The sequence below is a fragment of the Streptomyces atriruber genome, assembly GCF_001418325.1.
In the GTDB taxonomy this organism is placed as follows: domain Bacteria; phylum Actinomycetota; class Actinomycetes; order Streptomycetales; family Streptomycetaceae; genus Streptomyces; species Streptomyces atriruber.
In genome coordinates this window covers 16,707-35,223 of the sequence record NZ_LIPN01000034.1, presented here as the reverse complement: position 1 = coordinate 35,223, position 18,517 = coordinate 16,707, and the positions used below count along the sequence as shown (strand labels likewise).

The following is an 18,517-nucleotide window of genomic DNA, read 5'->3' as shown; positions in this document are numbered from 1 at the left end:
AGTGAACTACGGGTGGGGGGTATCTGGCAACGCGGTACTGAACACCGTTATCACTACTCTGACCTGCGAAAATGGCAACGGTTGCCGACTGGGGGAGGGGGTGCAGGTCAGGGCGCCGGAACGATCACCCGCGGCGCGCGTCCGGGTGGTGCAGGCACCACCCCGCCCACGCCGACTCGACCATCTCGCGCACCCCGCGCCGGGCCGTCCAGCCGAGCTCCGTCGCCGCGCGACGGGCGTCGGCCACGGCGCGCGGGGAGTCGCCCGCGCGGGCCGGCTCCACGAGCGCGGGACGGGTGTCGCCGCTCACCTCGCCGATGACGGTGATCAGTTCGCGTACGGAAACACCCTGACCCCGCCCGATGTTCACCGTCAGATCGCCCTCGGCGCCCTCCGCGAGTCGGCGGGCCGCCGCGAGATGGGCCTCGGCGAGGTCGGAGACGTGGACGTAGTCACGGACACAGGTGCCGTCCGGTGTCGGATGGGTGTCTCCGAAGATCCGCGGCGACTCGTCCCGGCGCAACCGGTCGAAGACCATCGGGATCACGTTGAAGACCCCGGTGTCCGCGAGCTCGGGAGCCGCGGCGCCCGCCACGTTGAAGTAGCGCAGGCAGACGGTCCCGATGCCGTGCGCCCGCCCGGCCGCCCGCACCAGCCACTCACCGGTGAGCTTCGTCTCGCCGTAGGGGCTGACCGGAACGCAGGGCGTGTCCTCCCCGACGAGGTCCGCGTCCGGCGGATTTCCGTACACCGCGGCCGACGAGGAGAACACGAAGCGCTTGATGCCGGCCTCGGCCACCGCTTCGAGCAGCGTCGTGAGACCGCCCACGTTCTCCCGGTAGTAGCGCAGCGGCTGCTCCACCGACTCCCCGACCTGCTTGCGGGCCGCGAGATGCACCACACCGGTGACGTCGTGCTCGGCGAACACGCGGCGCAGCAGGTCCCCGTCCAGCGAGGACCCCTTGACGAGGGGGATGTCCGCGGGCAGTCGCTGCGGCACCCCCGACGAGACGTCGTCCAGGACGACGACGTCCTCCCCGGCACCGGCCATGACCCGCGCCACATGTGCCCCGATGTATCCCGCTCCGCCTGTGATCAGCCATGTCATGGGCGCCCACCCTAAGCGAACCGTCCGTGCACGCCCGCGGGGGCATGTGGCCGCTATGCGGGCAAGCCGGGCACCCGCGGGGGTGCGGTTTGTGGGCGCGGCCCCCCATCCACCATGATGATCGCGAAGGCCGAGGCCCTCGCAGGACGCCCTGAGAGCCTGTGTCATAACCCCGGCCGGGTGGTCGCCGCCTGGCACACACGCACCAGACGACGCCCCACTGATCCGGCCGGGGTTATGACACAGGCTCTTATCGGGGCGTGAACGGGTGATGAACGCCCGCTTCCCATCATCCGATAGCCTCTGCCGACGTGCCGCCCGGCCGCCATGGCCAGGGGCGCTCCCCTTACGCATGTGCCCGGCGCGAGCCGCGCCGGTACTCAAGGAGTGAGTTCGTCTGTCGACCGCCATCCTCACCGGTCAGCCGGTCCCCGGATCGCCGCTCGAAGGCGATCTACGGTCCCTCGGCTTCGATGTGCGGGTCGCCTCCGGCGCGACGGACGCCGAGGCGCTGCTCGCCGCCGTGCCGGGTGACCAGCGCGTCGCGGTCGTCGACTCGCGCTTCGTCGGACACGTCCACGCGCTGCGCCTCGGTCTCACCGACCCCCGCTTCGCCGCCGCCGCGGTGCCCGGCGCCGTCACGGCCAAGCCGGAGGCCCGCACGGAACTGACGCGGGCCCTGCGGGCGACCGCGGGCACCGCGACCGCCGGAGCCACGGGCGGCGTCACGACGCTCGCCCCGCTCCCGGACGACATCGCCACGGCCATGGAGTCCGGCGCGACGGACGTGCACCGCCCCGACCTCGGCACCCTCGTCGCCACCGTCCCCGACGACCCGCAGACGCGGAACGAGGCCCGTCAGGCCGTCGCCGCCGTGGACGACGAGGCGGTACGCCTGCGCACCGCGGTCAAGTCGCGCGACGGCTTCTTCACGACGTACTGCATCTCCCCGTACTCGCGCTACATCGCCCGCTGGTGCGCCCGCCGGGGCCTCACCCCGAACCAGGTCACCACCGCCTCGCTGCTCACCGCCCTGATCGCGGCGGGCTGCGCGGCGACCGGGACGCGTGCGGGCTTCGTCGCGGCCGGTCTGCTGCTGCTCTTCTCCTTCGTCCTGGACTGCACCGACGGGCAGCTCGCCCGCTACTCCCTGCAGTACTCGACGCTCGGCGCCTGGCTGGACGCGACGTTCGACCGCGCCAAGGAGTACGCGTACTACGCGGGCCTCGCGCTCGGCGCCGCACGCGGCGGTGACGACGTGTGGGCGCTCGCGCTCGGCGCGATGGTCCTGCAGACCTGCCGCCACGTCGTGGACTTCTCCTTCAACGAGGCGAACCACGACGCCAGCGCCAACACCAGCCCCACCGCCGCTCTCTCCGACAAGCTCGACAGCGTCGGGTGGACGGTCTGGGTGCGCCGGATGATAGTGCTGCCCATCGGCGAGCGCTGGGCGATGATCGCGGTGCTCACCGCGGTCACCACCCCGCGCATCACCCTCGTCGTCCTGATCATCGGCTGTGCGCTCGCCGCCTGCTACACCACCGCCGGACGCGTCCTGCGCTCGCTGACCCGCAAGGCGACCCGCACCGACCGCGCCGCCCGTGCCCTCGGCGACCTCGCGGACAACGGAACGCTCGCCTCGGCCTTCGCCGCCGCCCTCGGGCGCCGCGGACGCATCCTGCCCGCACCCGTGCTCGCCTTCGTCGGTGGCGCCGCGGTCGTCGGGGTGGCCGCGTTCACCTCCTACGGCAGCCCGTGGGTCGTCGTCGCCGCGGTGATCTACGTGGTGCTGTCCGGCCTGGCGCTCGGGCGGCCCCTCAAGGCCCCTCTGGACTGGCTGGTTCCGCCGTTCTTCCGAGCCGCCGAATACGGCACGGTCCTGATACTGGCGGCCAAAGCCGATGTGAACGGGGCGCTGCCCGCGGCTTTCGGGCTGGTGTCGGCGGTCGCCTACCATCACTACGACACGGTGTACCGCATCAAGGGCGGCACCGGCGCGCCTCCGCGCCGGCTGGTGCGGGCGATCGGCGGCCAAGAAGGCAGGACCCTCGTGGTCGCGCTGGCCGCCACCCTGCTGCCCACCACTGATTTCACCGTCGCGCTCACGGCGCTCGCCGTGGCCGTCGCGCTCGTGGTGCTCGTCGAGAGCATCCGCTTCTGGGTCGCTGCCGAGAAAAGGGGCGCACCCGCCGTACACGATGAAGGAGAACCCGCATGATCGGCCTCGTCCTTGCGGCAGGCGCCGGCAGGCGTCTGCGTCCCTACACGGACACCCTGCCCAAGGCCCTGGTGCCCGTCGATGGTGAGACCACCATCCTCGACCTGACGCTCGGCAACTTCGCCGAGATCGGTCTCACCGAGGTCGCGATCATCGTCGGCTACAAGAAGGAAGCCGTCTACGACCGCAAGGCGGCCCTGGAGGCGAAGTACGGCCTCAAGCTGACCCTGATCGACAACGACAAGGCCGAGGAGTGGAACAACGCCTACTCCCTGTGGTGCGGGCGTGACGCGATCAAGCACGACGTGATCCTCGCCAACGGCGACACCGTGCACCCGGTCTCCGTCGAGAAGACGCTGCTCGCCGCCCGCGGCAACGGTCAGAAGATCATCCTCGCCCTCGACACGGTGAAGCAGCTCGCCGACGAGGAGATGAAGGTCATCGTGGACGACGCCAAGGGCGTCCAGAAGATCACGAAGCTGATGGACCCGGCGACGGCCACCGGTGAGTACATCGGTGTCACCCTCATCGAGGGCTCCGCCGCCGACGAGCTCGCCGACGCCCTGAAGACCACCTTCGAGCGCGACCCCGACCTCTACTACGAGGACGGCTACCAGGAGCTCGTCAACCGCGGCTTCAAGGTCGACGTGGCCCCGATCGGCGACGTCAAGTGGGTCGAGATCGACAACCACGACGACCTCGCCAAGGGCCGGGAGATCGCGTGCCAGTACTGACGAGGCTCATCCCCTCGCCGGTCGTCGTCGACATCCGGCCGGGGGCGCTCGACGACCTGGCCGGTGTCCTCGCCGACCAGCGGATCTGCTCGTCGACCGGCAAGCTCGCCATCGCCATCAGCGGCGGCTCGGGCGCGGTGCTCCGCGAGCGGCTGATGCCCTCGCTGGGCGGCGCGGAGTGGTTCGAGGTCGGTGGCGGCACGCTCGACGACGCCATCAAGCTCGGCGAGGACATCCGCAAGTCGGGCCGCTACGACGCGGTCGTCGGCCTCGGCGGCGGCAAGATCATCGACTGCGCCAAGTTCGCCGCGGCGCGCGTGGGTCTGCCGCTGGTCGCCGTCGCGACGAACCTGTCGCACGACGGTCTCTGCTCGCCGGTCGCGACGCTCGACAACGACGCGGGCCGCGGCTCGTACGGTGTGCCGAACCCCATCGCGGTCGTCATCGACCTCGATGTGATCCGTGAGGCGCCCGTCCGTTTCGTCCGCTCCGGCATCGGCGACGCGCTGTCCAACATCTCCGCCATCCGCGACTGGGAGCTCGCCGCCCGCGAGCGAGGCGAGGACATCGACGGCCTCGCGGCGGCCATGGCCCGCCAGGCCGGCGAGGCCGTGCTCCGCCACCCCGGCGGCGTCGGCGACGACGGCTTCCTCCAGGTCCTGGCCGAGGGTCTGGTCCTCACCGGCATCGCCATGTCGATCTCGGGCGACTCCCGCCCGGCGTCCGGCGCCTGCCACGAGATCAACCACGCCTTCGACCTGCTCTTCCCCAAGCGCGCCGCCAGCCACGGCGAGCAGTGCGGCCTGGGCGCGGCCTTCGCGATGCACCTGCGCGGTGCCCGCGAGGAGTCGGCGTTCATGGCCCAGGTGCTGCGCCGCCACGGCCTGCCCGTGCTGCCGGAGGAGATCGGCTTCACCGTGGACGAGTTCGTCAAGGTCGTGGAGTTCGCTCCGCAGACCCGTCCGGGCCGCTACACGATCCTCGAACACCTCGACCTGTCCACCGACCAGATCAGGGACGCATACGCCGACTATGCAAAAGCCATCGGTAGCTGAGCTCCGCCCGGTTGTTCACCCCCCGGGGGTGAAGGACCGACGGAGCGGCGAACACTGGGCCGGCCGGCTCTACATGCGCGAGGTCTCCCTGCGCATCGACCGGCACCTGGTGAACACGAAGGTCACGCCCAACCAGCTGACCTACGTGATGACCGTCGCCGGCGCCCTCGCCGCCCCGGCCCTTCTGGTGCCGGGCATCACGGGCGCCGTGCTCGGCGTGCTCGCGGTCCAGCTCTACCTGCTGCTCGACTGCGTGGACGGTGAGATCGCCCGCTGGAAGAAGCAGTACTCGATGGCGGGCGTCTACCTCGACCGCGTCGCCGCCTACCTGTGCGACGCCGCGGTCCTGGTCGGCTTCGGACTGCGCGCCGCCGACATCTGGGGCTCGGGACGCATCGACTGGCTGTGGGCCTTCCTCGGCACCCTGGCCGCACTCGGCGCGATCCTGATCAAGGCGGAGACGGACCTCGTCGGCGTCGCCCGCCACCAGACGGGCAAGGAACCGGTCAAGGAGTCCGCGGCCGAGCCGCGGTCCTCCGGCATGGCGCTGGCCCGCAGGGCCGCCGCCGCGCTGAAGTTCCACCGGCTGATCCTCGGGGTCGAGGCGTCGCTGCTGATCCTGGTCATCGCGTTCGTGGACCAGGCGCGGGGCGACCTGTTCTTCTCGCGTCTCGGTGTCGCCGTGCTCGCGGGCATCGCGCTGCTGCAGACCCTGCTCCACCTCGTGTCCATCCTCGTATCGAGCAGGTTGAAGTGAGCACCCCGGCAGAGAAGCTGAAGGTCGGCGCCGTCATCATCACGATGGGCAACCGGCCGCAGGAGCTGCGCGCCCTCCTCGACTCGGTCGCCAAGCAGGAGGGCGACCCGGTCGAGGTGGTCGTGGTCGGCAACGGCGCCCCCGTGCCGGAGGTCCCCGAAGGCGTGCGGACCGTCGAGCTGCCGGAGAACCTCGGCATCCCCGGCGGCCGCAACGTCGGCATCGAGGCCTTCGGCCCCGGCGGCACCGACGTCGACATCCTGCTCTTCCTGGACGACGACGGCCTGCTCGCCACCCTGGACACGGCGCGGCTGTGCCGCGAGGCCTTCGCCGCCGACCAGGAGCTCGGCATCATCAGCTTCCGCATCGCGGACCCGGACACGGGGGAGACCCAGCGCCGCCACGTGCCGCGGCTGCGGGCCTCCGATCCGATGCGCTCCTCGCGCGTGACGACGTTCCTGGGCGGCGCCAACGCCGTCCGCACGAAGGTCCTCGCCGAGGTCGGCGGACTGCCCGGCGAGTTCTTCTACGCCCACGAGGAGACGGACCTCGCCTGGCGCGCGCTGAACGCGGGCTGGATGATCGACTACCGCTCCGACATGGTGCTGTTCCACCCCACGACGGCCCCCTCCCGGCACGCGGTCTACCACCGGATGGTGGCCCGCAACCGCGTCTGGCTGGCCCGTCGCAACCTCCCCGCGCCGCTGGTCCCGGTCTACCTCGGTGTCTGGATGCTCCTCACCCTCGCCCGACGCCCCTCGGGCCCGGCCCTGAAGGCCTGGTTCGGCGGCTTCAAGGAGGGCTGGACCACGCCCTGCGGCCCTCGTGAGCCCATGAAGTGGCGTACGGTGTGGCGGCTGACCCGACTGGGCCGACCTCCCGTCATCTGACAAGCTCGGGTCTGAGAGCATTCGGGCCATACCCCGGTCCCTGGCCCACGCCTACGCCCGACCGGCTGCGCTTTTCGAAGACGAAAGTTTCCACTCGTGAGTGAGACAACGCATGACGGCGGAGTCGCGGTGACGTCACCGTCGACTCCGTCGCCCGATGACGGGCTCTCCCGGGCCGACCTCGCCGCCAAGTACGGTCTGACCGTCAGCGGCGCCCGGCCCGGACTTTTCGAGTACGTCCGCCAGCTCTGGGGACGACGCCACTTCATCCTCGCCTTCTCCCAGGCGAAGCTGACCGCCCAGTACAGCCAGGCCAAGCTCGGCCAGCTGTGGCAGGTGGCCACGCCGCTGTTGAACGCGGCGGTCTACTTCTTCATCTTCGGGCTGCTGCTCGGTGCCAGGGAGGGCATCCCGCACGAGATCTACGTGCCGTTCCTGGTGACGGGCGTCTTCGTCTTCACGTTCACACAGAGCTCGGTCATGGCGGGCGTGCGGGCGATCTCCGGCAACCTCGGCCTGGTCAGGGCGCTGCACTTCCCGCGGGCCTCGCTGCCCATCTCCTTCGCGCTGCAGCAGCTCCAGCAGCTGCTCTTCTCGATGATCGTGCTCGTCGTGATCATGTGCGCGTTCGGGATCTTCCCCGCCCTGTCCTGGCTCCTGGTCCTGCCCGCGCTGGTGCTCCAGTTCGTCTTCAACATGGGCCTGGCGCTGATCTTCGCCCGGATGGGCAGCAAGACGCCCGACCTGGCACAGCTGATGCCGTTCGTGATGCGGACCTGGATGTACGCCTCGGGCGTCATGTTCAGCATCCCCGCGATGCTCGCGACCAAGAAGGACGTGCCCGGCTGGGTCGGGGACGTGCTGCAGTGGAACCCGGCCTCCATCTACATGGACCTGATCCGCTTCGCCATGATCGACAAGTACGACTCCTCGTACCTGCCGCCGCACGTGTGGGCCTTCGCGGTCGGCTGGGCCGTGCTGCTGGGCGTGGTCGGTTTCGTGTACTTCTGGAAGGCGGAGGAGCGGTACGGCCGTGGCTGACGAGACCACCAAGAACAGCGCCAAGAGCGACAAGGCCGACGCGAACGCCGGCAAGGGGCACATCCCCACCGTCATCGCCGACGAGCTCCACATCGTCTACCGCGTCAACGGCGCCAAGACGGGCAAGGGCAGCGCCACCTCCGCACTGAGCCGCATGCTCCGGCGCGGCGAGGAGCGCGGGGTGCGCAAGGTGCACGCCGTGCGGGGCGTCAGCTTCACCGCCTACCGCGGCGAGGCCATCGGCCTGATCGGCTCCAACGGATCCGGCAAGTCCACCCTGCTCCGCGCCATCGCGGGCCTGCTCCCCGCCGAGCAGGGCAAGGTCTACACCGACGGTCAGCCCTCGCTGCTCGGCGTGAACGCGGCCCTGATGAACGACCTGACGGGCGAGCGCAACGTCATACTCGGCGGGCTCGCGATGGGCATGTCCCGCGAGCAGATCAGGGAGCGCTACCAGGAGATCGTCGACTTCTCGGGGATCAACGAGAAGGGCGACTTCATCACCCTTCCGATGCGCACCTACTCCTCCGGCATGGCGGCCCGCCTGCGCTTCTCCATCGCGGCGGCCAAGGACCACGACGTCCTCATGATCGACGAGGCCCTGGCCACCGGTGACCGCAAGTTCCAGAAGCGCTCCGAGGCCCGCATCCGTGAGCTCCGCAAGGAGGCCGGCACGGTCTTCCTGGTCAGCCACAACAACAAGTCGATCCGCGACACGTGCGACCGCGTGCTGTGGCTGGAACGCGGCGAGCTGCGCATGGACGGGCCGACCGACGAGGTCATAAAGGAGTACGAGAAGTTCACGGGCAAGTAGCCCGATCGAGCCACCGGACCGCCACCCGTTCGGCAGCAGTGCCCCGCCCGGAGGAACCGGGCGGGGCACTGTCGTGACATGGTGTCCCCCGGGCCACTCGGTGCTCCCAACTCGCCGTGGGCAAAGGAAGATTGACGCCAATCGGTGTGTTGTTGTGATGCGCCGAACACCCCGACGATGCGCGTTGGGTTGTACAACGTAAGCTGTACAGGTGCTGATTCGCGGCAAGTGGGGCGATATCGCGCGGCGCCCCGCCTCGGAGCACGGCCCACCTCGGAGAGAGCCGGGCGGCGTGTCCGAAATAGGATGTATTGGGTCGGCAGTGTAGAACGGGAGATGTGACGGCAATGGCTACGGATGATCTCCAGCTCCGCGATGCTTCCGCCGTCCTCGCCAAGGCCGCGGACGAGAACTTTCCGGTGGCTCCCTTCTTCCTGCCCCGGAGCTGGCGCGACGACCTGATGGCCGTCTACGGCGTCGTCCGCCTCATCGACGACATCGGTGACGGCGACCTGGCCCCCGGGGCCGCCCACGCCCGGCACCTCGGTCTGGACGCCGACGCGGACGGCCCGCTGACGCTCCTCGACGCCGTCGCCGTCGACCTGGGCAAGGTCTTCGACGGCGGCGACCCCGGCCACCCACTGGTGCGGGCGCTGCGGCCGGCCGCCGAGCGCGGGACCCTGACGGCCGCCCCCTTCCTGGCCCTGATCGAGGCCAACCGCCAGGACCAGCTCGTCACGCGCTACGAGACGTACGACGACCTCGTGGCGTACTGCGCTCTCTCCGCCAATCCGATCGGCCGTCTCGTCCTGGCCATCACGGGGACGGAGACCCCGGAGCGCGTTCGCCGCTCGGACGCGGTCTGCACCGGCCTGCAGATCGTCGAGCACATCCAGGACGTCGCCGAAGACCTGCGGCGCGGCCGCATCTACCTGCCTGTCGAGGACATGAAGCGGTTCCACGTGAGTGAGTCAGATCTGGCCCTGCCGACAGCGGGCGCGTCGGTGCGCGCGCTGGTCGCGTTCGAAGTGGAACGCGCCCGCGGCCTCCTGAATGAAGGCACCCCCCTGGTGGGTAGCGTCCACGGCAGGCTGAAGCTGCTGCTGGCCGGGTTCGTGGCAGGGGGGAGGGCGGCCGCGGGGGCGATCGTCACCGCCGGTTACGACGTCCTTCCCGGACCGCCCAAGCCGACCAAGCCGCGCTTGCTGCGCGAGGCGGGTGCAGTTCTGCGAGGAGAGGGGTGAGCCGGGCCGTGGAGTCGGATCTGCACGTGTCAGCGTCCGTGCTCGCCGCGTACAGCTACTGCGAGGCCGTGACCGGCCAGCAGGCGCGCAACTTCGCGTACGGCATCAGGCTGCTGCCGACGCCCAAGCGGCGGGCGATGTCGGCGCTCTACGCCCTCTCCCGGCGGGTGGACGACATCGGCGACGGCGCGCTTCCGCCGGAGGTCAAGGCGGAGCGGCTCGACGACACCCGGGCGCTGGTCGCGCGGATCCGCGCGGGCGGGGTCCAGGAGGACGACACCGACCCGGTGGCAGTCGCCCTCGCGCACGCCGCCGCTCACTTCCCCATTCCGATGGAAGGCCTCGACGAGCTGATCGACGGCGTCCTCAAGGACGTACGCGGTGAGACGTACGAGACGTGGGAGGACCTGAAGGTCTACTGCCGCTGCGTGGCCGGGGCCATCGGGCGGCTCTCGCTCGGGGTGTTCGGCACCGAGCGGGGGGCGCTTCACGCCGAGCGCGCGCCGGAGTATGCCGACACGCTCGGCCTCGCACTCCAACTGACCAACATCCTCCGGGACGTTCGCGAGGACGCCCAGGACGGGCGGACGTATCTGCCCGCCGACGACCTCGCCAAGTTCGGCTGCTCCGCCGGGTTCTCGGGCTCCGAGCCGCCCGCCGGATCCGACTTCGCGGGCCTCGTCCACTTCGAGGTGCGCCGCGCGCGTGCCCTGTTCGCCGAGGGCTACCGCCTGCTGCCCATGCTGGACCGGCGCAGCGGTGCCTGTGTGGCCGCCATGGCCGGCATCTACCGCCGGCTCCTCGACCGCATCGAGCGGGAGCCGGAAGCGGTCCTGCGCGGCCGCGTCTCGCTGCCCGGGCGCGAGAAGGCGTACGTAGCCGTGCGCGGACTGTCCGGTCTCGACGCGCGGAACGTGTCACGACAGACCGTCCGGAGGCGTGTGTGATGCGCATCCGGAGTGATCGTGGGGCAGTTGGGACATCGTTCGCAAAGCGGCGGGCAACCCTCCGCTCCATGGTCGCGTCCCAGACTGCAACGGCCGAAGGGGTGGGTGCATGAAGGGCAAAGACATGCAGCCCGAGGGGCTGATCGAGGACGCCGAAGGCCGCTCCGCAGGGGCGGCCGCCGTAGTGGTCGGCGGCGGCCTCGCCGGTATCACCACCGCACTCGCGCTCGCCGACGCGGGCCTGCGGGTGACGCTGCTCGAAGGGCGGCCGAGGCTCGGCGGGCTCGCCTTCTCCTTCCAGCGCGGCGAACTGACCGTGGACAACGGCCAGCACGTCTATCTGCGCTGCTGCACCGCCTACCGATGGTTCCTGGACCGCATCGAAGGCGCACACCTCGCACCCGTGCAGGAACGTCTCGACGTGCCCGTCCTCGACGCCGACCGCAACCGGCTCGGACGCCTCAGGCGCACCGCGCTCCCCGTGCCGCTGCATCTCGCGGCGAGCCTCGCCACGTATCCCCATCTGTCGGTCGCCGAGCGCGCCAAGGTGGGGCGCGCGGCGCTCGCCCTCAAGGGGCTCGACCCGTCCGATCCCGTGCTCGACGGCCAGAACTTCGGCAGCTGGCTCGCCCGGCACGGTCAGTCGGCGCGCGCCATCGAGGCCCTCTGGGACCTCGTGGGCGTCGCGACGCTGAACGCCGCCGCGGGCGACGCCTCGCTCGGGCTCGCCGCGATGGTGTTCAAGACCGGTCTGCTCTCGGAACCGGGCGCCGCCGACATCGGCTGGGCCCGGGTGCCCCTCGGTGATCTGCACGACACACTGGCCCGCAAGGCGCTCGACGCAGCGGGAGTCCGTACGGAACTAAAGGCACGAGTCACCTCCATCTCCCGTACGGAGAACGGTGGTTGGCGCGTGGAGGTTCCCGGCGAAACCATCGAGGCCGAAACCGTCGTGCTCGCCGTGCCGCAGCACGAGACGCACGACCTCCTCCCCGACGGCGCGCTCGACCAGCCCGACCGGCTGCTCGACATCGACACCGCGCCGATCCTGAACATCCACGTCGTGTACGACAGGAAGGTGCTGAAGCGGCCGTTCTTCGCCGCGATCGGCACCCCCGTGCAGTGGGTCTTCGACCGGACCGAGGCCTCCGGGCTGACCGAAGGGCAGTATCTGGCGCTCTCGCAGTCGATCGCTCAGGACGAGATCGACGCGCCCGTCGCCGCACTGCGAGAGCGCTATCTGCCCGAGCTGGAGCGGCTGTTGCCCGCCGCGCACGGCGCCCGGGTGCGGGACTTCTTCGTCACCCGCGAGCGCACCGCGACCTTCGCGCCCACCCCCGGTGTCGGCAGGCTCCGCCCCGGTGCCCGCACCAAGGCCCGCGGCCTGTACCTCGCGGGCGCGTGGACCGCCACCGGGTGGCCCGCGACCATGGAGAGCGCCGTACGCAGCGGCATCAGCGCGGCCGAGGCCGCCCTCTCCACCCTCGACCGCCCCCGTGATCACCTCTTCGCGTTCGAGGAGGCGGCGGCGTGAAGCTCGACCTTCTGGGGTCAGGTCCCCAGAGAAACAGCACCGGAACAAGAGGAGAAACTGTGCCGACTGTGCCCTCGGCCGAGAAAACGGCTGCCGACACGGTGGACGTGACCTCACTGCTCGAGCAAGGAAGGACGCTGGCCACCCCGGTGCTGCGGGCCGCGGTGGACCGTCTCGCGCCGCCCATGGACACCGTGGCCGCCTACCACTTCGGATGGATCGACGCGGAGGGCAACCCCTCCGACGGCGACGGCGGCAAGGCCGTGCGTCCCGCGCTCGCCCTGCTGTCCGCGGAGGCCGCGGGCGCGCCCCCGGAGGTCGGGGTCCCCGGCGCGGTCGCCGTCGAGCTCGTGCACAACTTCTCACTGCTCCACGACGACCTGATGGACGGCGACGAGCAGCGCCGCCACCGCGACACGGTGTGGAAGGTGCACGGCCCCGCACAGGCCATCCTCGTCGGCGACGCCCTCTTCGCACTCGGCAACGAGGTCCTCCTCGAACTCGGTACCGTCGAGGCGGGCCGCGCCACCCGCCGCCTCATCACCGCCACGCGCGCGCTGATCGACGGCCAGGCACAGGACATCAGCTACGAGCACCGCGACCGGGTCACCGTCGAGGAGTGCCTGGAGATGGAGGGCAAGAAGACCGGCGCCCTGCTCGCCTGCGCCGTCTCCATCGGTGCCGTCCTCGGCGGCGCGGACGACCACACCGCCGACACGCTGGAGAAGTACGGATACCACCTCGGCCTCGCCTTCCAGGCCGTGGACGATCTGCTCGGTATCTGGGGCGACCCGGAGGCCACCGGCAAGCAGACGTGGAGCGACCTGCGCCAGCGCAAGAAGTCCCTGCCCGTGGTGGCCGCACTCGCCGCGGGCGGTCCCGCGTCGGAGCGGCTCGGTGAACTGCTCACCGCCGACTCCAAGAGCAGCGACTTCGAGAACTTCTCCGAGGACGAGTTCGCCGCCCGCGCCGCCCTGATCGAAGAGGCGGGCGGCCGCGAGTGGACCGCCAAGGAGGCCAGGCGCCAGCACGCCATCGCCATCGAGGCCCTGGACCACGTCCAGATGCCGGACCGGATCCGGGCGCAGCTCGTCGCGCTCGCCGATTTCGTCGTCGTACGAGAGAGATGATCACTATCGCGCGGATATCCGGGTTATCCGGGGGGTGACCCCCGGACCCACAGGCAGTCGCCGGCCGGCGTGACGCGTCGGCCGACGGCGGACCCACAGCAGACGTAGCCACCGCACTGCACGAAGGGGAAGCCATGACAGCGACGACCGACGGAAGCACCGGAGCGGCCACGCCCCGCGCAGCCTCGGCCAGCCAGTCCACCGAACCCGTCGACCTGACCGATACGACCGCCGCGACCGCCACGGCGACAGGCCCGCGCGACGCCGCCGCGCGCGCCATGCGGCGCTCCACCGACTTCCTGCTCTCCCGGCAGGACGCCCAGGGCTGGTGGAAGGGTGACCTCGAGACCAATGTGACCATGGACGCCGAGGACCTCCTCCTGCGGCAGTTCCTCGGCATCCGGGACGAGCACACCACGCGCGCCGCCGCCCTCTTCATCCGCGGCGAGCAGCGCGACGACGGCACCTGGGCCACGTTCTTCGGCGGACCCGGCGAACTCTCCACGACCATCGAGGCGTACGTCGCGCTGCGCCTGGCCGGCGACCGGCCCGACGAGGCGCACATGGCGAAGGCCTCCGCGTGGATCCGCGAGCGGGGCGGCATCGCCGAGGCCCGGGTCTTCACCCGGATCTGGCTGGCCCTCTTCGGCTGGTGGAAGTGGGACGACCTGCCGGAACTCCCGCCGGAGCTCATCTACTTCCCCAAGTGGGTCCCGCTCAACATCTACGACTTCGGCTGCTGGGCGCGGCAGACGATAGTGCCGCTCACCGTCGTGTCCGCCAAGCGGCCGGTGCGTCCCGCGCCCTTCGCCCTGGACGAGCTGCACACCGACGCGCGCGTTCCGAGCCCCGCCAAGCCCCTTGCCCCCGTGGCGAGTTGGGACGGCGTCTTCCAGCGCCTCGACAAGGCGCTGCACGTCTACCACAAGGTCGCGCCGCGCAAGCTGCGCAAGGCCGCGATGAACAGCGCCGCCCGCTGGATCATCGAGCGGCAGGAGAACGACGGCTGCTGGGGCGGGATCCAGCCGCCCGCCGTCTACTCCGTCATCGCGCTGCACCTGCTCGGATACGACCTGGACCACCCCGTCCTGAAGGCCGGACTCGCCTCGCTCGACCGGTTCGCCGTGTGGCGCGAGGACGGCTCCCGGATGATCGAGGCCTGCCAGTCGCCCGTCTGGGACACCTGCCTGGCGACCATCGCGCTCGCGGACGCCGGAGTGCCCGCGGACCACCCGCAGTTGGTCAAGGCCGCCGACTGGATGCTCGGCGAGCAGATCGTGCGGCCCGGCGACTGGTCGGTGCGCAGGCCGCGACTGGCGCCGGGCGGCTGGGCGTTCGAGTTCCACAACGACAACTACCCCGACATCGACGACACCGCCGAGGTCGCCCTCGCGCTGCGCCGGGTCGCGCACCCCGACAAGGCGCGCCTGGAGAACGCCATCGACCGCGGGGTGCGCTGGAACCTCGGCATGCAGTCGAAGAACGGCGCCTGGGGCGCCTTCGACGTCGACAACACCAGCCCCTTCCCCAACCGGCTGCCGTTCTGCGACTTCGGCGAGGTCATCGACCCGCCGTCCGCCGACGTCACCGGCCACGTCGTGGAGATGCTCGCCGTCGAGGGCAAGTCCCACGACCCGCGCACCCGGCGCGGCATCGAGTGGCTGCTCGCCGAACAGGAGGAGTGCGGCGCCTGGTTCGGGCGCTGGGGCGTCAACTACATCTACGGCACGGGGTCGGTGGTGCCCGCTTTGGTCACGGCCGGGCTGCCCGCCTCGCACCCGGCGATCCGGCGCGCGGTGCGCTGGGTCGAGTCGGTGCAGAACGACGACGGCGGCTGGGGCGAGGACCTGCGCTCCTACCGCGACCGGGGCTGGGTCGGACACGGCACGTCGTCCGCCTCGCAGACCGCCTGGGCGCTGCTCTCCCTGCTGGCGGCGGGCGAGGGCGAGGGCAAGGCGGCGGAGCGCGGCATCGCCTGGCTCGTCGAGACGCAGCGCGAGGACGGCTCCTGGGACGAGCCGTACTTCACCGGCACCGGCTTCCCCTGGGACTTCTCCATCAACTACCACCTGTACCGGCAGGTGTTCCCGCTCACCGCCCTCGGCAGGTACATCAACGGAGACCCCTTCGCGGGCGGCTCCGGCTCCGGCGCCGACCCCGGCAAGGGCAGCTGATGGACCGGAACCCGGCCCCGCGGCCGGGCCCCGCACCGCTGCTGATCGCCTGCGCGCTCGGCATCGAGCACCTCGCCCTGCGCACCGGCGACCGCAGCGGCGCGCCGGGCGGCATGACCGTGCTGCGCACCGGCATGGGCCCCCAGAACGCCGAGCGCGCCGTCACCGGTGCGCTCGGAACGGAAAACCTGCGCGACGCGGCCGTACTGGCCACCGGCTTCTGTGCCGGACTCGCCCCTGGTATGCACCCCGGCGACCTGGTCGTCGCCGAGGAGACCAGGGACGCGCGCGGCAGCACGCCCTGCACGGGAACCGGGCTGCTGGTCGAGGAGCTGGTGCGGGCCGTGCCCGGCCGCACCGTGCACACCGGACCGCTGACCGGCTCCGATCACGTCGTCCGCGGCCACGAGCGCGGCACCCTCCTGGCCACCGGCGCCATCGCCGTGGACATGGAGTCCGCCGCGACGCTGCACAGTGCCGTACGCACCGGTCAGCGGCCCGTTGCGGCCGTCCGGGTGGTCGTGGATGCCCCACAGCACGAACTCGTCCGCATCGGCACGGTGCGCGGTGGAATATCGGCTTTCCGCGTTCTTCGTGCCGTGCTCCCAGCTTTCTTTGAATGGCACCGTTCTTCGCTGCTCCCTCGGAGGTGAGCCAGATGGCCATGCCGCTTCGTCAGTCCATCAAGGTCGCTACGTATCTCTTTGAACAGAAGCTGCGCAAGCGCGAGAAGTTTCCGCTGATCGTCGAATTGGAGCCGCTCTTCGCCTGCAACCTGAAGTGCGAGGGCTGCGGGAAGATCCAGCATCCGGCCGGTGTGCTCAAGCAGCGCATGCCGGTGGCCCAGGCCGTGGGCGCCGTTCTGGAGTCCGGCGCGCCGATGGTGTCCATCGCCGGTGGTGAGCCGCTGATGCACCCTCAGATCGATGAGATCGTGCGGCAGTTGGTGGCGAGGAAGAAGTACGTCTTCCTCTGCACCAACGCCATGCTGTTGCGCAAGAAGATCGAGAAGTTCACGCCTTCGCCGTACTTCGCGTTCGCCGTGCACATCGACGGCATGCGGGAGCGGCACGACGAGTCCGTCGCGAAGGAAGGCGTCTTCGACGAGGCCGTCGCGGCCATCAAGGAAGCCAAGAGGCGCGGCTTCCGGGTCACCACCAATTCGACCTTCTTCAACACCGACACCCCGCAGACCATCATCGAGGTCCTGAACTTCCTCAATGACGACCTGCAGGTCGACGAGATGATGCTGTCGCCCGCCTACGCCTACGAGAAGGCGCCCGACCAGGAGCACTTCCTCGGCGTCGAGCAGACCCGGGAGCTCTTCAAGAAGGCCTTCGCGGGCGGCAACCGGCTGCGCTGGCGGCTCAACCACTCGCCGCTGTTCCTGGACTTCCTGGAGGGCAAGGCGGACTTCCCGTGCACCGCGTGGGCGATCCCCAACTACTCGCTCTTCGGCTGGCAGCGCCCCTGCTATCTGATGAGCGACGGTTACGTCCCCACGTACCGCCAGCTCATCGAGGAGACCGACTGGAGCAAGTACGGCCGCGGCAAGGACCCGCGCTGCGCCAACTGCATGGCGCACTGCGGCTACGAGCCGACCGCCGTCCTCGCCACCATGGGGTCCCTCAAGGAGTCCATCCGTGCGGCCCGCGAGACGGTCTCCGGAAACCGCGGGTGACGTCATGACCCCAGGAGAGCCCGTTTCCCTGGGCCTCCCGGAGCTGCCGGTCCGGCCGATCTCCGAGCGCCGCCTCTCGCGGCGCATAGAGGTCGGGCCGGTGGCCGTGGGGGGCGGTGCGCCGGTCTCGGTGCAGTCGATGACGACGACGCGCACGTCCGACATCGGGGCCACGCTGCAGCAGATCGCGGAGCTGACGGCTTCGGGCTGCCAGATCGTGCGGGTGGCGTGCCCCACGCAGGACGACGCGGACGCGCTCGCCACGATCGCGCGCAAGTCGCAGATCCCGGTGATCGCCGACATCCACTTCCAGCCGAAGTACGTGTTCGCGGCGATCGACGCGGGCTGCGCCGCGGTCCGGGTCAACCCGGGCAACATCAAGCAGTTCGACGACAAGGTGCGCGACATCGCGCTGGCGGCCTCGCGGACCGGCACGCCGATCCGCATCGGCGTCAACGCCGGCTCCCTGGACAGACGGCTGCTCGCCAAGTACGGCAAGGCGACCCCCGAGGCACTCGTCGAGTCCGCCCTCTGGGAGGCGTCCCTCTTCGAGGAGCACGACTTCCGCGACATCAAGATCTCGGTCAAGCACAACGACCCGGTGGTCATGGTCAACGCCTACCGCCAGCTCGCGGCCCAGTGCGACTACCCCCTGCACCTCGGCGTGACCGAGGCCGGGCCCGCCTTCCAGGGCACGATCAAGTCGGCCGTGGCCTTCGGCGCCCTGCTCTCCGAGGGCATCGGCGACACGATCCGCGTCTCCCTCTCCGCGCCGCCCGCGGAGGAGGTCAAGGTAGGCATCCAGATCCTGGAGTCGCTGAACCTCCGCCAGCGCCGCCTGGAGATCGTCTCCTGCCCGTCCTGCGGCCGCGCCCAGGTCGACGTCTACAAGCTCGCCGAAGAGGTCACCGCCGGGCTCGACGGCATGGAGGTGCCGCTGCGCGTCGCCGTCATGGGGTGTGTCGTCAACGGTCCCGGCGAGGCCCGCGAGGCCGACCTCGGCGTCGCCTCCGGCAACGGCAAGGGCCAGATCTTCGTCAAGGGCGAGGTCATCAAGACCGTCCCCGAGGCCAGGATCGTGGAGACCCTCATCGAGGAGGCCATGAAGATCGCCGCTCAGATGGCGGACGACGGCGTCCCGTCGGGGGCGCCCGACGTCACCGTGAGCTGAGAACAACCAGAGAGGGGGA

16 protein-coding genes are annotated in these 18,517 nt (G+C 70.5%); 15 read left to right on the top strand and 1 reads right to left on the bottom strand.

Annotated elements, in window-relative coordinates; genetic code table 11:
- Window positions 1–124: 124 nt before the first annotated feature.
- Window positions 125–1,108, bottom strand: a complete 984-nt coding sequence (gene galE, locus AOK03_RS04310; RefSeq protein ID WP_055563792.1) for a UDP-glucose 4-epimerase GalE — start codon at window positions 1,106–1,108, stop codon at window positions 125–127.
- 397 nt (window positions 1,109–1,505) lie between these two features.
- On the opposite strand from galE, the gene AOK03_RS04305 reads away from it, so the two are divergent.
- The 15 genes from AOK03_RS04305 to ispG all read left to right on the top strand — a co-directional run bounded on the left by AOK03_RS04305 (window position 1,506) and on the right by ispG (window position 18,498).
- A complete protein-coding gene (locus AOK03_RS04305; protein ID WP_055563791.1) occupies window positions 1,506–3,326 on the top strand; it encodes a DUF5941 domain-containing protein in 1,821 nt (606 codons plus the stop codon).
- Window positions 3,323–4,060 carry a phosphocholine cytidylyltransferase family protein gene (locus AOK03_RS04300; RefSeq protein ID WP_055563790.1) on the top strand — a complete coding sequence of 246 codons (738 nt, stop codon included), beginning with the start codon at window positions 3,323–3,325 and terminating at the stop codon, window positions 4,058–4,060. Before AOK03_RS04305 ends, AOK03_RS04300 begins: the two co-directional genes overlap by 4 nt.
- Window positions 4,048–5,115 (top strand): iron-containing alcohol dehydrogenase family protein, encoded by a 1,068-nt coding sequence (locus AOK03_RS04295; RefSeq protein WP_055563789.1) that lies wholly within the window; start codon window positions 4,048–4,050, stop codon window positions 5,113–5,115. Before AOK03_RS04300 ends, AOK03_RS04295 begins: the two co-directional genes overlap by 13 nt.
- Complete coding sequence (locus AOK03_RS04290; protein WP_079074470.1) at window positions 5,093–5,872, top strand: CDP-alcohol phosphatidyltransferase family protein; 780 nt, start codon at window positions 5,093–5,095, stop codon at window positions 5,870–5,872. Before AOK03_RS04295 ends, AOK03_RS04290 begins: the two co-directional genes overlap by 23 nt.
- 17 nt (window positions 5,873–5,889) lie before the next feature.
- Window positions 5,890–6,762: a glycosyltransferase family 2 protein gene (locus tag AOK03_RS04285; protein WP_055563824.1), complete on the top strand. Its 873-nt coding sequence runs from the start codon at window positions 5,890–5,892 to the stop codon at window positions 6,760–6,762.
- Window positions 6,763–6,858: 96 nt separating this feature from the next.
- Window positions 6,859–7,803 carry an ABC transporter permease gene (locus AOK03_RS04280; RefSeq protein WP_079074469.1) on the top strand — a complete coding sequence of 315 codons (945 nt, stop codon included), beginning with the start codon at window positions 6,859–6,861 and terminating at the stop codon, window positions 7,801–7,803.
- Window positions 7,804–7,864: 61 nt separating this feature from the next.
- Complete coding sequence (locus AOK03_RS04275) at window positions 7,865–8,617, top strand: ABC transporter ATP-binding protein (protein WP_055563823.1); 753 nt, start codon at window positions 7,865–7,867, stop codon at window positions 8,615–8,617.
- Window positions 8,618–8,964: 347 nt separating this feature from the next.
- On the top strand, window positions 8,965–9,861 hold the full coding sequence (hpnC, locus tag AOK03_RS04270) for a squalene synthase HpnC (RefSeq protein WP_107097918.1): 897 nt from the start codon (window positions 8,965–8,967) through the stop codon (window positions 9,859–9,861).
- Window positions 9,858–10,808 (top strand): presqualene diphosphate synthase HpnD, encoded by a 951-nt coding sequence (hpnD, locus tag AOK03_RS04265; protein ID WP_055563785.1) that lies wholly within the window; start codon window positions 9,858–9,860, stop codon window positions 10,806–10,808. The genes hpnC and hpnD overlap by 4 nt, the downstream gene beginning before the upstream one ends.
- A gap of 34 nt (window positions 10,809–10,842) precedes the next feature.
- Entirely contained in the window at window positions 10,843–12,342 is a 1,500-nt protein-coding gene (hpnE, locus tag AOK03_RS04260) for a hydroxysqualene dehydroxylase HpnE (RefSeq protein ID WP_341845779.1), read from the top strand.
- Window positions 12,339–13,472, top strand: coding sequence for a polyprenyl synthetase family protein (locus tag AOK03_RS04255; RefSeq protein WP_079074468.1), 1,134 nt, complete (start codon window positions 12,339–12,341; stop codon window positions 13,470–13,472). The genes hpnE and AOK03_RS04255 overlap by 4 nt, the downstream gene beginning before the upstream one ends.
- A 134-nt stretch (window positions 13,473–13,606) precedes the next feature.
- Window positions 13,607–15,646, top strand: coding sequence for a squalene--hopene cyclase (gene shc / locus AOK03_RS04250; protein WP_055563782.1), 2,040 nt, complete (start codon window positions 13,607–13,609; stop codon window positions 15,644–15,646).
- Window positions 15,646–16,299: a phosphorylase family protein gene (locus AOK03_RS04245; RefSeq protein ID WP_055563781.1), complete on the top strand. Its 654-nt coding sequence runs from the start codon at window positions 15,646–15,648 to the stop codon at window positions 16,297–16,299. Before shc ends, AOK03_RS04245 begins: the two co-directional genes overlap by 1 nt.
- 5 nt (window positions 16,300–16,304) lie before the next feature.
- Window positions 16,305–17,327 (top strand): adenosyl-hopene transferase HpnH, encoded by a 1,023-nt coding sequence (gene hpnH, locus AOK03_RS04240; protein ID WP_055563780.1) that lies wholly within the window; start codon window positions 16,305–16,307, stop codon window positions 17,325–17,327.
- A gap of 4 nt (window positions 17,328–17,331) precedes the next feature.
- Window positions 17,332–18,498 (top strand): flavodoxin-dependent (E)-4-hydroxy-3-methylbut-2-enyl-diphosphate synthase, encoded by a 1,167-nt coding sequence (gene ispG / locus AOK03_RS04235; protein WP_055563822.1) that lies wholly within the window; start codon window positions 17,332–17,334, stop codon window positions 18,496–18,498.
- Window positions 18,499–18,517: the final 19 nt, after the last annotated feature.